The sequence below is a fragment of the Rhodoferax sp. OV413 genome (assembly GCF_900104385.1).
GTDB lineage: Bacteria > Pseudomonadota > Gammaproteobacteria > Burkholderiales > Burkholderiaceae_C > Rhodoferax_B.
Window position 1 is genome coordinate 160,386 of sequence record NZ_FNJA01000001.1, and the last position, 13,952, is coordinate 174,337.

A 13,952-nucleotide genomic window follows, 5' to 3' on the forward strand; every position below is an offset into this window, starting at 1 on the left:
CTATCGTTTCGGCCGCTTTGAAGTGCGCCCCGCCCAGCGCGTGGTGCTGGTAGACGGCAAAAGCACCAACCCCGGCGCCCGGGCTTTCGATGTGCTGATGGCCTTGCTGTACCACCGTGACCGCGTGGTCTCCAAAGACGAGTTGCTCGATCTGGCCTGGCCCGGCCTGGTGGTCGAGGAAAACAACCTCCAGGCCCAGGTATCGGCGCTGCGCAAGCTGCTGGGGCCACAGGCCATCGTCACCATTCCCGGGCGCGGCTACCGGTTTGCGCTGGAAGCCAGCGACGCGGCGCCGGATGGCACCCAACCGCCCTTGCCGCCCCCACCCAGCGCGCCCCAGCCCAACAACACCCACCTGCCCCTGGTGCTCACGCCGCTGATTGGCCGCACCCACGATGTATCCAACCTTGGCAACCTGATGGGCCAGCACCGCTTGCTGACCATCGTCGGCGCCGGCGGCATTGGCAAGTCGCTGCTGGCCCAATGGCTGCTGCACGAGCGCCGCGGCGCCCACCAGCATGGCGTGGCCTGGGTCGATCTGGCATCCCAGACCTCGCCCGAGTTCGTCGCCAGCACGGTTGCCGGCGCCCTGGGCCTGCAATCCGGCCACGGCGACCCGCTCAAGGGCCTGATGGAGGCCGTGCGCCCGCTGTCCATGCTGATCGCCATCGACAACGCCGAGCACCTGCTGGACGAGGTCGCGCGCATCCTGCAAGCCCTGCACCAGGCCGCGCCCCAGCTGCAGGTGCTGGTGACCAGCCAGGCACCGCTGAAGCTGGCCAATGAATGGGTGTATCGGCTGGATGCGCTGGCTCTGCCCGAGCGCGCTGCCACGCTGGACGAGGCGCGCAACTTCGGCGCTGTCGCCCTGTTTGCCCAGCGCGCCCAAGCCGCCGACCGGCGCTTTGAGCTGGGCCCGCAGAACCTGGCCACCGTGGTGGAGATCTGCCGCCGCCTGGACGGCCTGCCGCTGGCCATCGAGCTGGCGGCCGCGCGCGTGCCCTTGCTGGGCCTGGTGCCGCTGGCGAATTCGCTGAACGAACGCCTGCGCCTGCTCAACGGCGGCGGCCGCGGCGCACCGGCGCGGCAGAAAACCCTGCGTGCCGCACTCGAATGGAGCTACGGCCTGCTGGATGCCAGCGAGCAAACCGTGTTCCGCCGCCTAGGTGTGTTCGTGGGCGGCTTCTCGCTGGAAATGGCCCAGCAGGTGGTGGCCGACGAGGCTCTGGACGGCTGGACCGTGGTCGACGTACTCGGTGCGCTGGTCGACCGCTCCCTGGTGATTGCCGACGGTGGCGACACCCCGCGCTACCGCCTGCTCGACACGCCGCGCAGCTATGCGCTGGAGCAGCTGGCAGCCGCGGGCGAAGACACCGCGCTGCGCCAGCGCCACGCCCTGGCCATGCGCCATTTGTTCGAACAGGCAGACCGCGATTTCTTCAGCGGCAAGCAGCGCATAGACGACTGGTATGTATCCCTGGCGCCCGACCTGAGCAATGGCCACGAAGCGCTGTCCTGGGCCATCCAGCACGATCCGCATACCGCGGTGGCGATCGCTCCCGGCCTGGCCGAAGCCCTGACCAGCGACCGCAGGCGCGAACGCCGCTTTGTCTGGCAGGCCACGGCCCTGCTGGTCACCGACCAGCTGCCGGCCGACCTGCAGGCCCGCTGGTCGAGCCGGGCCGCGTATTTCTGGGCCTACCGCCAGCCGGCGCTGGCCTGCCGCCTGGCCCGCCGCGCCGCCACGCTGTACCGGGCCCAGCCCGGCGAGCAGCGCAACCTGTACCACGCGCTGGCGGCCCTGGTTTACGCGCTGACCTATGGTTCCGAGCAGCGCCAGGAGCAGCGCGAGGTGCTGGCCGAGATGTGGGCGTTGGAGGACCCGGCCTGGCCGCCCATCGTGCGCAGCTACGGCCTGTTTGCCTCGCTGACCTGCAACTTCATCGAAGGCCGGTTCGACCAGGCCATCGAGCAGCTGCTGCAAAAAGCCACGCTGGACGCGCTGGCCGGCTATTCCGAGGCCTTGCTGCGCGGCGAAGACATCATTGCCTACATGGAGCTGGCCGCGGGCCGCGTGGATGCGTCCATCGACCGCTACCTGGCGCTGCAGGCCCGGCTGGCCGGCACCCGCCACATGGCCACCCTGCTGCTGGTGCAGCTGCACCTGACCGGCGCCTGGCTGGCCAAGGGCGATACCCAACAGGCCCGCGCCCTGCTGGAAACCTGCTGGCCGCAGGTGCTGCACTTTGAAGCCCAGGTCTACGCCGCGGACAACCTAGCTCTGCTGGCCGCGCTGGAGAGCCGCCCGCATACCGCCAGCCGCCTGCTCGGTTATGCCGACACGGTGCACGCCGCGCACGGAAAATCGCGCGAGGTCAACGAAGCCCGCTGCGCCGAATGCGCCGAGCACCTGGTGCGCCAGCAGCTGGACGCTGCCAACTTCGAGCGCCTGAAGACCCTGGGCACCGGCCTGCGGCATGACGACATTGCGGCCCAGGCCCTGGGCCGTGTCGACGCTGTCTAAATTTATAAAAAATCGGGCTCTGGTGCAGTATTAACCTGCGCCAGCCGCTACTTTATTGGTAGCAAATCATGCGCGCGACCCAGCGCCGTGGCGTTGACAGTTTGCTGTAAGCACGTTCAGATACAAGCGCTGGGCGGCGAAGTACCGGCAGCGACATTACAAAGAGAGACAAACGCATGATTTTCGAAACCCTGTTTTCCCCGGGTCTGTGGCTGATGCGCAGCATGCGCCTGGGCGCCAAGCTGCTGTTGCTGGCGCTAGTGCTGTTGGCCACGCCGCTGGTGGTGTTGCTGCAGTACGCGTTCTCGGACTCTGGCTCGACCGCCGTGGCCTGGCTCAGCGGCATCTGCGTGCTGCTGGCGGTCTACGGGCTGCTGGCCTTCTTCAGGAGCTTTACCCAGGACCTGGGCCAGGTGCGCCAGGCCATGGAGCAGCTGGTCAAGGGCGACCTGCGGCTGCGCCTGGTACTGCGCGGCAGCGACGAGCTGGCCGGCCTGGCCGCCGCCACCCAGCACATGGGCGCCACCGTATCGGCCATGGTGGCCAATGTGCGCAGCAATGCAGCCTTCGTCGCCCACGCCGGCACCAGCCTGGCGAATGGCAACCGCGCCCTGTCCGACCGCACCGAGCAGCAGGCCGCCAACCTTGAACAAACCGCGGCCAGCGTGGAGCAGCTGTCCAGCACCGTGCAAGACACGGCCCAGACCGCCGGCCAGGCCAACACCCAGGCGGCCCGCGTGCGCGACGCGGCCAACCAGGGCGCAAGCAGCATGGCCGAAGCCATTGCCTCGGTCGAAGCCATCCAGAGCAGCGCCCAGCGCATGGACGAGATCGTCGGCGTGATCGACGGCCTGGCCTTCCAGACCAATATCCTGGCGCTGAACGCCGCGGTCGAAGCGGCCCGTGCAGGCGAATCTGGGCGCGGCTTTGCGGTGGTGGCAAGCGAGGTGCGTTCGCTGGCCCAGCGCTCGGCCGAAGCCGCCAAAGAGATTCGCCAGCTAATCGGCGCTTCCAGCAGCCAGGTGGGGTCCAGCGTGCAGAAGATCCGCACTGCCGGCAGTAATATGGACGCCATCGTCACCGGCATCCGCGACGTGGCCAGCAATATGGCGCAGATTTCCAATTCCAGCGCCGAGCAAAGCACCGGCCTGAGCGAGATCACCTCGGCCGTGCGCCAGCTCGACGAGATCACCCAGCAGAACGCCCAGATGGTCGACCACGCGGTGACCCAGGCATCCACCCTGGAAAGCCGGGCCTCCACCCTGGTGGAAGCCGTGGCGCTGTTCAAGCTGCAGCAGGGCTCGGCCGAAGAAGCCCGCGCGCTGGTCGAAAAAGCCTTGCAGCACCGCCGGCGCAACGGCTCGCGCGACACCTTTTTGCGCGAGCTGACCAATCCGACACAGGGCTTTCACGACCGCGACATGTATGTGTTCGTGCTGGACCGCAACGGCACCTATGTGGCCTTTGGCGGCAACCCGGCCAAGGTCGGTACCCGGGTGCAGGACATTGCCGGCATTGACGGCGCCGGCCTGCTGCAGTCGATCTACAACCAGGCCGAGCACGAGCCGGGCTGGGTCGAATACGACATCACCAACCCGACCACCGGCCGGGTGCAGACCAAGATGTCGTTCGTGCAGCTGGTGGACGACCTGGCCGTCGGCTGCGGGGTCTACAAGAACCTGGTCGTCAGCTAAGCCGATTTAAACGAAATCGGGCTCTGGCGCTTATATACCCTTCGCCAGCAGCTATTCATTCCATAGCAGGAGGCGCTGGGAAGATGCAGTTCCGGCCTGCGGCCTTGGCCTGGTAGAGCAGGCTGTCGGCCAGTTGCACCAGTTCAGCCGACGCCTGGTCGTCCTGCCATTGGGCCACGCCGAAGCTGGCCGTCAGATCGATGCGTTGGCCTTCAAACCACACAGGTTCGGCCTGCAGCAGCTGGCGCAGGCGCTCGGCATTCTGCAGCGCGGTGGCCAGCACGGTTTCGGGCAGCACGATCAAAAACTCCTCGCCGCCCAGGCGCACCGTCCAGTCGAGCCGGAAGCGCGTAGCGTTGCGCAGGTGGTCGGCGGTGGCGCAGAGCACGGCATCACCGGCCGCGTGGCCGTAGCTGTCGTTGATCTGCTTGAAATGGTCGAGATCCAGGCAGATCACCGAGAACGGCCGCTGGTAGCGGTGGGCGCGTTCGATTTCTTCCAACAGCCGCGGCTCCAGCGTGCGGCGGTTGAAGCAGCCGGTCAGCGGGTCGGTGATGGACAGCACGTGGTTGGCCTCGGCCAGCGCCTCCAGCTGCTGGGTGCGCTCGGCCACCATCTTGTCCAGATTGGCAATATGGGTGCGCAAGCCGTTTTGCAGCTTGGAAAAGCCGTGGGCCACCAGGTCGATCTCGTCGCTGTGGCTGCGCCGCGGCCGGTCCAGCACCAAGGGCTGCACCAGGGTTTGCGGCGTCAGCTCGCTGGCGAACTGGGCCAGGCGCTGCAGCGGTATCTGCAGCTCGCGGCGCAGCAGGTAGGCAATTAGGCTGCAGATCAGCACAGTGAACAAGCCGTAGCCGGCCAGCACGGTCCAGGCGGTGTGCACCATTTCGTCGATAGCGAACTGCGGATTCGGCCACAGCCGCAGCTCGGCAATCACGTTCTTGCCCTGCGGCGCGGGAATAGCAATCCGCAGGCTGCTGGACTCGGGCTGCAGCGCCGCATTGCCCGCCTGGAACTGCTGGCCGGTGCCCACGGTCAGCATCACAAAGCCGACCTCGGGGCGCTCGGCCATCATCGCCACCTGCTGCTGCACGGCCCGCAGCTCGATGTCCCACAGGCTGACCGACAGCAGCGGCACGCTGGTCTTGGCGATCTCGTCGGCCAGCCGTTCGAACTCTTTGCGCTGGTGCTGCAGCATGATGCCCACCTGCACCACGAACACCGCCACCATGCAGCACAGGGCCAAGCCCAAAGTGCGGCGTATCAAATGCCCGGCGAGCGATCTGAAGGGAAGGTTCGGCATGGGCGCAGTGTGCAATCAGCGTAGCAATTGGGCAAACCCAAAGCTGTAGCGCGCCAGCTTGGGATTCAGCACTTTGCTGTAGCGCCGAAAGTCAATGCTGTCGTAGCGCTGGCCAAAGCGGGCCTCGAATTTGCGCGCCGTGGCCGGGTCGAACAGCACGAACATCGAGGCTTCGAGTTGCAGGCCTTCGTCGGCAAAGTCGCGGCCGTGGTGGTAGTCGTAGAGCATGACCAGCGCCCAGGCACCGGCAATGAAATGGCCGCCGGCCAGTGCCGCCAGCCGGCCCGACTGGATGGCCTGCATACCGTCTGCCGAGGCGTTGATACCGCTGAACCACATGCTCTTGCCAGGTGTGCCGCCGCGCTTTTCCAGCGACTGCATGGCACCAAAGGCCATCAGGTCGTTGCCGGCCCAGACCAGCCGGGCGGCCGGGTAGCGCTCGTACAGCCAGTCGGCTTGCTCGGCCGCCTTGTCGCGGGTCCAGCCGGCGTAAATGGTTTGCTCCAGCACTACGTCCTTGGCCTCGGCCACGGCGCGCTGCAGGCCTTCGTTGCGCCGCACCGAGCTGGGGGTGGAGCGGTCGCCGGCTATCGCCAGCAAATGCAGTTTGCCGTCGGCCGCCTGTGCACGGGCACTGCGCCCCTGCTGGATCAAGGCCTTGGCCGTCAGATAGCCGGCCTCCTCGGCCAGCGGCTCCAGCGAGCCTATCCAGTCCTTGTAGCGCTGGCGGGGTCCGCCCAGCTGGGCTTCCTCCGCCGCGGAGAGCCGGCTGAAGGCCATGAAACATTTGATGCCCGAGCCGTCGAACAGGCGCAGCAGCTCGGCGCCGGTGGCGTTGTCATTCGACAAGATCACGTAGTCGGGCCGCTGGGCCGGTGGCCGGGCCACCAGGCTGCGGGCCAGCTCCAGCACCCGCAGGTGGTCGCGCTCGGCGTACTGCACCTCCAGCTGCCAGTCCAGGCTGCGGGCCGCAACCTGCATGGCCTGCGTTGCCGCGACCCAGTAGGCCTCGGTCGACTTACCCGGATTGATGAAGGCCACCGTCACCGCACCGGCCGGCCACGCCACTAGCAGCGTCCAGCAGAGAACCAGGTAACGGATCAGGGTGCAGGGCTGCAAGCGAGAGATTCCAGAAATTGAAAATGCGCAGCGGCCGGGCCGCCGCAGCGCCCGCCCGGTGCGCGGTGTGCCAGGCTCAGACCCGTTCTGCCACCCAGGCTTGCACAGATGCCAGCGCTGCCGGCAGCTTGGCCGGCTCGGTACCGCCAGCCATGGCCATGTCGGGCTTGCCGCCCCCCTTGCCGCCGAGCTGGCTGGCTACAAAGTTGGCCAGCGCGCCGGCCTGCACCTTGTCCACGCTGTCCTTGGTCACGCCGACGGCGATCTGCACCTTGTCGCCATCGACAGCGGCCAGCACGATGACCGCGGTTTTCAGCTTGTCTTTCAGCTTGTCCATGGTCTCGCGCAGGGTCTTGGTGTCGGCGCCTTCGAGCTTGGCAGCCAAGAGCTTGATGCCCTTGATGTCCAGCGCGCTGTTGACCAGCTCGTCACCCTGGCTCGAAGCCAGCTTGCCCTTGAGCTGGGCAACTTCTTTTTCCAGCGCCTTGATGTTGTCCAAGGCCAGCGTGACGCGGGCTTGCAGCTCGGCCGGCTGCACCTTGAAGCTGCCAGCGGCTTGGGTCACGGTGCGTTCCAGGTCTTGCAGATAGGCCAGGGCGCCCTCGCCGGTCACGGCCTCGATGCGGCGGATGCCAGCGGCCACGCCGCCCTCGCCCACCACCTTGAACAGGCCGATATCGCCGGTGCGCTGCACATGGGTGCCGCCGCAGAGTTCTTGGGTGGTGCCGATGCTCAGCACGCGGACGATTTCGCCGTACTTTTCACCGAACAGCATCATGGCGCCGGTCTTTTGAGCCGATTCGATGTCCATCAGCTCAGCCTTGGTCGGGGCGTTGGCCAGGATCTCGGCATTCACCAGGGCTTCGATCTGCGTGATCTGCGCGTCGGTGACCGGGGCGTTGTGGGTGAAGTCGAAGCGCGTGCGTTCGGCGTTCACCAGGCTGCCCTTTTGCTGCACATGGCTGCCCAGCACGGTGTGCAAGGCCTTGTGCATCAAATGGGTGACCGAGTGGTTGCGCTGGGTGGCGGCACGCAGCGCGGTGTTGACCTGGGCGGTGACGCTGTCGCCGACCTTCAGGCGGCCCTGGGCCACCGTGCCCTGGTGGCCGAACACATCGGCCTTGATCTTCTGGGTGTCGCCGACTTCGAAGCGGCCGGCGGCAGACACCAGCGTGCCCTCGTCGCCGACCTGGCCGCCGGATTCGGCGTAGAACGGCGTGGTGTCCAGCACCACGGTGCCGGTTTGGCCTTCATTCAAGGCTTCCACGCTTGCACCATCTGCGTAGAGCGCTACAACTTTCGCAGCGGATTCAAGCGCGGTGTAGCCGATGAACTCGTTGCTGGCACCGGTGTATTCGAGCGCCCGGTCCATCTTGAACTTGCCGGCCGCGCGGCCCTTGGCCTTTTGCGCTTCCATCGCGGCGGTGAAACCGGCTTCGTCCACCGACAGGCCACGCTCGCGGCAGACGTCGGCCGACAGATCGAGCGGGAAGCCATAAGTGTCGTGCAGCTTGAAAGCCACATCGCCGGGCAGCACCTGCACGCCGCCTTCAAGGGCCGCGTTCAGGATTTCCATGCCCATGGCCAGGGTTTCGAAGAAGCGCTCTTCCTCGGCCTTGAGCACTTCGGCGATGCGCTCCTGCTGGGCGGCCATGGCCGGATAGGCTGCGCCCATCAGTGCCACCAGGTCGGGCACCAGCTTGTGGAAGAAGGGCTTGGTCTGGCCCAGCAGGTAGCCGTGGCGGATGGCGCGGCGGATGATGCGGCGCTGCACGTAGCCGCGGCCTTCGTTGCCGGGGATCACGCCGTCGCTGACCAGGAAGGAGGTGGCACGGATGTGGTCGGCGATCACGCGCAGGCTCTTGTGGCCCAGGTCTTGTTCGCCGGTTTCGCGCGACGCGGCCTTGATCAGCGCGTCGAAGATGTCGATTTCGTAGTTGCTGTGCACGTGCTGCAAGATGGCGGCCAGGCGCTCCAGGCCCATGCCGGTGTCCACGCAGGGCGCGGGCAGCGGCTTCACCGAGCCGTCGGGCTGCATGTCGAACTGCATGAACACGTTGTTCCAGATCTCGATGTAGCGGTCGCCGTCCTGCTCGGGGCTGCCGGGTGGGCCGCCAGCGACTTCGGGGCCGTGGTCGTAGAAGATTTCGCTGCAGGGGCCGCAGGGGCCGGTGTCGGCCATCATCCAGAAGTTATCGGACATGTACTTGCCGCCCTTGTTGTCGCCGATGCGCACCACGCGCTCGGGCGGCAGGCCGATTTCCTTGGTCCAGATGTCGTAGGCCTCGTCGTCATCGATGTAGACCGTGGCCCAGAGCTTGTCGGCCGGCAGCTTGTACACGGTGGTCAGCAGCTCGAACGCCCATTTCAGCGAATCGCGCTTGAAGTAGTCGCCAAAGCTCCAGTTGCCCAGCATCTCGAAGAATGTGTGGTGGCGCGCGGTATAGCCCACGTTTTCCAGGTCGTTGTGCTTGCCGCCGGCGCGCAGGCAGGCCTGCACCGAGGCCGCGCGCACATAGGGCTGCTTGTCGGCGCCCAGGAACACGTCCTTGAACTGCACCATGCCGGAGTTGGTGAACATCAGCGTCGGGTCGTTGCCCGGTACCAGCGAGCTGCTGGGCACCACGGTATGGCCCTTGGAGGCAAAGAAGTCGAGGAAGGTCTTGCGGATGTCGGCAACGGTGATGGAGGCAGGGGTGCTCATAAGCGTGGGGTCTCGTTCAAATCGTTCTACGCCGCCAGCACAAAGCCAGGGCACACACAGGGGTGAATAGGGTCAATGGATTGAAATCAAGCCGGGAGCCGCGCAGGCCAACCCGAAGCGCACAAATTTTAACAGCCGGGCGGCACCTGCCATGGCGGCCAGGCCGCCGCCGTTTGCTATGTTTAGCATAGCTGCTTGCGCAGATGCAATAAGCGCTAGCGGCCTGTATCTCTTATACCCCCGACCCACCCGCTCAGGCTTCGGCTTGGACCACCCGGTTGCGCCCCGAATGTTTGGCCCGGTACAAGGCCTGGTCGGCGGCTTTCAACAGGGCGGTGGCGTCGGCGCCGTGCAGCGGAAACTGCGACACGCCAAACGATGCGGTTGGCGCCGCCAGCCGCTGCCCGGCGTGCAGCAGGTCGATGGACGCGATGGCGACGCGGATTTTTTCGGCCCGCCCCAAGGCCGTGGCCAGGTCGCACTCGGGCAGTATCAGCACCAGCTCTTCGCCGCCGAAGCGGCAGGCCAGGTCGCTCTCGCGGATGTTGTCGCGCACCTGGTTGGCCACGCTTTTCAGCAGCAGGTCGCCCGCATCGTGCCCAAAAGTGTCGTTGACGCGCTTGAAGTGGTCCAGGTCCAGCACGATCAGCGACAAGGGCAAGCCCTTGCGCTCGGTTCGGCCCAGCTCGCGCCTCAGGGTCTCGTCCATATAGCGCCGGTTGAACAGGCCGGTCAACGGATCGATGATGGACTGCATGCGCAGCGTCTCGCGCAGCCGGACATTGCTCAACGCCAGCGCGATCTGCTCGGTCAGCCGGTCCAGCATTTGCTGCTGAGCCTTCAGGCTGGCCTCGTCTTCCGCCAGGCCCTCGAAGTAAATCAGGCCGATCACCTCGCCCTGCGTAACCAGTGGAATGCACAGCCGGCCGACCGGAAACACCGCCTGCGGGGCGTAATGCGCACAGCACAGATCGCCGGCGTTGCGGGTCGCATGCGCCCTGCCCCGCTTCAGCGCCCAGCAGTCCTTGGGCTCGAGCTGCTCCACCGACGAGGAACTATTGCCCCAGGACGCCTGGGCTTCCAGCAGGTCGCGCGAGCTGCGGTACAGGTAGACGGTGCCCGACATCCCGGGCAACAGCTTGGCGCAGTAGCTGGCAATGATGCGCGAGGTTTCGGCAGAAGAAGAGATCGAGCCTAGCGCCTGCAGCATTTCTGCGCTGACCTCCATCTGCACATTGCGGCGCTCGGCTTCGGCCGCACTCCGCCCCAGGGTATTGGCAGTTTCCTGCACCAGAGCCGCGGTGGCCTGGCGCGCCTTCAGCACCCGCGTCATCGCCACCATCAGCAGCGCCAGCAGCAGCAGATTGGCCACGGTAGCACCGACTTCGACGGCAAAAGCATCCTGGGACTTGCGCTCCAGTTCTTGCCGCAACTCGCCGCGCCGGTTGGCCAGATGCGCTTGCTGCACGGCGATCAGCTGGCGCAAGGCGTCCATGTATTCCTTGCCGCGCTCGACGGCGATCACGGGTTCGGCCAGAGCCAAGCCCTTGGCACGCCGCACCTCGATCATGTACGCCATGTCTTTCAGCTTGAGCTCGACCATGCGGAAGATTTCTTCCAGAGCCGCCAATTCCTGCGGCTGTGCCTCGGCCATCTGCAGCAGCGCTCCGCGCGCATCGGGAATCTCGCCCAGCGCCACGTGGTAGGGCTCCAGATAGCTGTCCTTGGCGGTAATCAGGTAGCCGCGCTGGCCGGTTTCGGCGTCGCGCAAGGCATCGATCAACTGCTCGAATTTCTCTTCCCGGTTTTGGATACGGCCCAGCTCGACCACCGTTGCCCGGGTCGACAGGCTGGCGCGGTACGGCACCACGGCGATCAGCAAAATCAAGACAAAAACCAGCCCGGCTGCGATGTTGAGCTTTTTTTCGGCGTCCATGGGTTTGCGTTTTGTTGCGCCCGCTGAAACCAGAATTGTGTGCCGGTCCATGGTGCCACAGCGCTTGCGCAGACGCCAGCGCAATAACCAGTTACACCTGTTGTGAAGCCCGCCCATCCGCCCTTACAGCTTGGCGGCAACACTGGGGCTCGGGTACACTGCCGCTAGCTTGGTGGTGGCACTGCTGGCCGATGCCAGTCCAGCCGCCCACCGCACGCCAAGCGGGTGTAGTTCAATGGTAGAACGCTAGCTTCCCAAGCTCGATACGAGGGTTCGATCCCCTTCACCCGCTCCATTCGCAGGCGTACCCCGCCTAGATCGTTCTCAGCAGATCCGTGCCGCTGCGGCGCCGGGCGCTGACCCTGCGCTCCTGGAACACGGGTGCCGCATGGCTGTCGTAATGCAGCCGCTCGCGCATTTGGCGCAACGCCTCCAGCCCCGCCATCAAGTCGTCGTTTTCATCGATGCCCATCGGCAAATGGGACCGCGTCAAACGCTCGCAGACCAGTTGGAACCGCGTCAGGCATTCCTGCACCTGGTTGTCGTGGCAGGCGCCGCGCATGACCAGGCAGATGCGGACAATCTTTGGCAACTCCAGCTTGCGGCCCAGCCGCGTACGCTCGATGAAGCGGGCATACGTGCCTTCCAGCTGTTTCAAGGTGCGTTCTAGTTCTTGGTGTGGCATAAAAAACCGACCCTTCCTACAAATCCAACTTGAGCTTGTTGCTGCGCTATGGATTTTCAAGCCAGTGGACATGAAAGGGAATAGGTGTAAGCACAGGCCAAACCGGCTATGGTGGGGCCTGAAAACCGGTACTTATGCCCATTTCAGGAGTCCGCGCATGCTTTTTGACCGCCATTTGCACACCTTGCTATCGCGCACCCGTGCGCTCCCCTACGCTTTGGCCGCTGCGCTGTGCTGGGGCTTGCTGGGTTGTGGCGGTGGCGCCGGCCAGGCTGAGGCCCAGGTGCTGCAACCCAAAGTCAGCGTGCTGCGCAGCGGTCTGGCATCACCCTGGGGACTGGTGTTTCTGCCCTCGGGCGAGATGCTGGTGACCGAACGCGGCGGGCGCCTGCTGCGGCTCAGCGCCGACGCGCAAACCAGTACCGAAATAACTGGCATCCTGCCGGTCAATGCCGCCGGCCAGGGCGGCCTGCTAGGGCTGGCGTTGGACCCTGACTTTGCGACCACGCTCTGGGTCTACTGGGCTTTTTCCGAGCCCGGCACGGGCCGCGCAGCGGGCCTGACCGGCACCGCGATAGCCCGCGGGCGCCTTGTGGGCAATAACTTGCAGAACGTGGCGGTGCTGTTCCGCCAAAGCCCCAAAACTTCGGGCAACGGCCACTACGGTTCTCGCCTAGTGTTTGCCCGGGACAAAACCCTGTTCATCACCCTGGGCGAACGCCAGTTGGGCAGTCCGTCGCAAGACCTGGGGCAGACTCTCGGCAAGGTGGTGCGTATCCAGCGCGATGGCAGCATCCCCGCCGACAACCCGGCGCTGGGCGCGGGCGCCCTGCCCGGCATCTGGAGCCTGGGCCACCGCAATGTGCAGGGCGCGGCGCTGCACCCGGATACTGGAGAGCTGTGGACCAGCGAGCACGGCCCGCAAGGCGGCGACGAAATCAACATCACCCGCGCGGGAGCCAACTACGGCTGGCCGGTCAAAAGCTATGGCTGCAACTACGGATCGCCGGTAGGTGACGCCTGCCGCATCGGCGGTGGCGTGCATGCGCCAAGCTTCGTCGAACCGCTGACCTACTGGGTGCCGACCTCGGTGGCGCCGGCCGGCCTGCTGTTCTACACCGGCAGCCTGATTCCGCAGTGGAAGGGCAATTTGTTCTCTGGCTCGCTGGCCGGCCAGACCCTGTGGCGCATGACCGTCAGCAACAACGCCGTGCTGAGCCGCGAAGCACTGCTCAGCGATTTGAAGGAGCGCATCCGCGACGTGGTGCAGGCACCGGACGGGGCCATCGTGCTGCTCACCGATAGCGGCAAGCTGCTGCGCCTGGCCCAGTGAATTTCAGGCCGAGATCAGACCAGCTTGACGCCGGTCTTGGCCTGCAGCGATTCCAGCGTCACATCCGGCGCCAGCTCCACCACTTTCAGGCCGGCGGGGGTCACGTCCATCACGGCCAGGTCGGTGATGATGCGGTTCACCACGCCGACGCCGGTCAGCGGCAGGGTGCAGGCGGGCAGGATCTTCAGGTCTTCGCTGCCATCTTTCTTCTTGGCCACGTGCTCCATCAGCACGATCACGCGCTTCACGCCGGCCACCAGGTCCATCGCGCCGCCCATGCCCTTGACCATCTTGCCGGGGATCATCCAGTTGGCCAGATCGCCCTTTTCGCTTACCTGCATGGCACCCAGGATGCTCAGGTTGACCTTGCCACCGCGGATCATCGCAAAGCTGTCGTGGCTGCCGAAGATCGAGGAACCGGGCAAGGTGGTGACGGTCTGCTTGCCGGCGTTGATCAGGTCGGCATCGACCTGGTCTTCGGTCGGGAACGGGCCGATGCCCAACATGCCGTTCTCGCTCTGCAGCCAGACTTCCTTGTCGGCAGGCACATGGTTGGCCACCAGGGTCGGGATGCCGATACCCAGGTTCACATAAAAGCCGTCTTCTAGCTCCAGTGCCGCGCGGGCTGCCATTTGGTCTTGGTTCCAGGCCATC

General features: G+C 65.7%; 9 protein-coding genes and 1 tRNA gene. 4 read left to right on the forward strand and 6 right to left on the reverse strand.

What is annotated here, in order from left to right; all coding sequences use genetic code 11:
* Nucleotides 1–2,524: ATP-binding protein (locus BLT66_RS26720; protein ID WP_218922540.1), on the forward strand; the 2,524-nt coding region annotated here is incomplete at its 5' end.
* 176 nt (nt 2,525–2,700) lie between these two features.
* Nucleotides 2,701–4,218, forward strand: coding sequence for a methyl-accepting chemotaxis protein (locus BLT66_RS00760; protein WP_092754498.1), 1,518 nt, complete (start codon nt 2,701–2,703; stop codon nt 4,216–4,218).
* 55 nt (nt 4,219–4,273) lie between these two features.
* On the opposite strand, the gene BLT66_RS00765 is transcribed toward BLT66_RS00760, so the two are convergent.
* The 4 genes from BLT66_RS00765 to BLT66_RS00780 form a co-directional block, all read right to left on the reverse strand.
* On the reverse strand, nt 4,274–5,521 hold the full coding sequence (locus tag BLT66_RS00765; RefSeq protein ID WP_092754502.1) for a GGDEF domain-containing protein: 1,248 nt from the start codon (nt 5,519–5,521) through the stop codon (nt 4,274–4,276).
* Nucleotides 5,522–5,536: 15 nt separating this feature from the next.
* Nucleotides 5,537–6,640, reverse strand: a complete 1,104-nt coding sequence (locus BLT66_RS00770; protein WP_092754505.1) for an ABC transporter substrate-binding protein — start codon at nt 6,638–6,640, stop codon at nt 5,537–5,539.
* 76 nt (nt 6,641–6,716) lie between these two features.
* The gene (gene alaS, locus BLT66_RS00775; protein WP_092754508.1) at nt 6,717–9,344 is read right to left on the reverse strand and encodes an alanine--tRNA ligase; all 2,628 of its coding nucleotides are present in this window, start codon (nt 9,342–9,344) and stop codon (nt 6,717–6,719) included.
* Between the two features lie 253 nt (nt 9,345–9,597).
* The gene (locus BLT66_RS00780; protein WP_176954934.1) at nt 9,598–11,280 is read right to left on the reverse strand and encodes a diguanylate cyclase; all 1,683 of its coding nucleotides are present in this window, start codon (nt 11,278–11,280) and stop codon (nt 9,598–9,600) included.
* A gap of 221 nt (nt 11,281–11,501) precedes the next feature.
* On the opposite strand from BLT66_RS00780, the gene BLT66_RS00785 reads away from it, so the two are divergent.
* Nucleotides 11,502–11,575 (forward strand) — tRNA-Gly (locus BLT66_RS00785).
* 18 nt (nt 11,576–11,593) lie between these two features.
* On the opposite strand, the gene BLT66_RS00790 is transcribed toward BLT66_RS00785, so the two are convergent.
* A complete protein-coding gene (locus BLT66_RS00790) occupies nt 11,594–11,965 on the reverse strand; it encodes a hypothetical protein (protein WP_092754514.1) in 372 nt (123 codons plus the stop codon).
* Nucleotides 11,966–12,122: 157 nt separating this feature from the next.
* Here BLT66_RS00790 and BLT66_RS00795 point away from each other — a divergent pair, with 157 nt between their 5' ends.
* The gene (locus BLT66_RS00795) at nt 12,123–13,298 is read left to right on the forward strand and encodes a PQQ-dependent sugar dehydrogenase (RefSeq protein WP_092754517.1); all 1,176 of its coding nucleotides are present in this window, start codon (nt 12,123–12,125) and stop codon (nt 13,296–13,298) included.
* A 14-nt stretch (nt 13,299–13,312) separates the two neighbouring features.
* On the opposite strand, the gene BLT66_RS00800 is transcribed toward BLT66_RS00795, so the two are convergent.
* Nucleotides 13,313–13,951 (reverse strand): CoA transferase subunit B, encoded by a 639-nt coding sequence (locus BLT66_RS00800; protein ID WP_092754520.1) that lies wholly within the window; start codon nt 13,949–13,951, stop codon nt 13,313–13,315.
* Nucleotide 13,952: the final 1 nt, after the last annotated feature.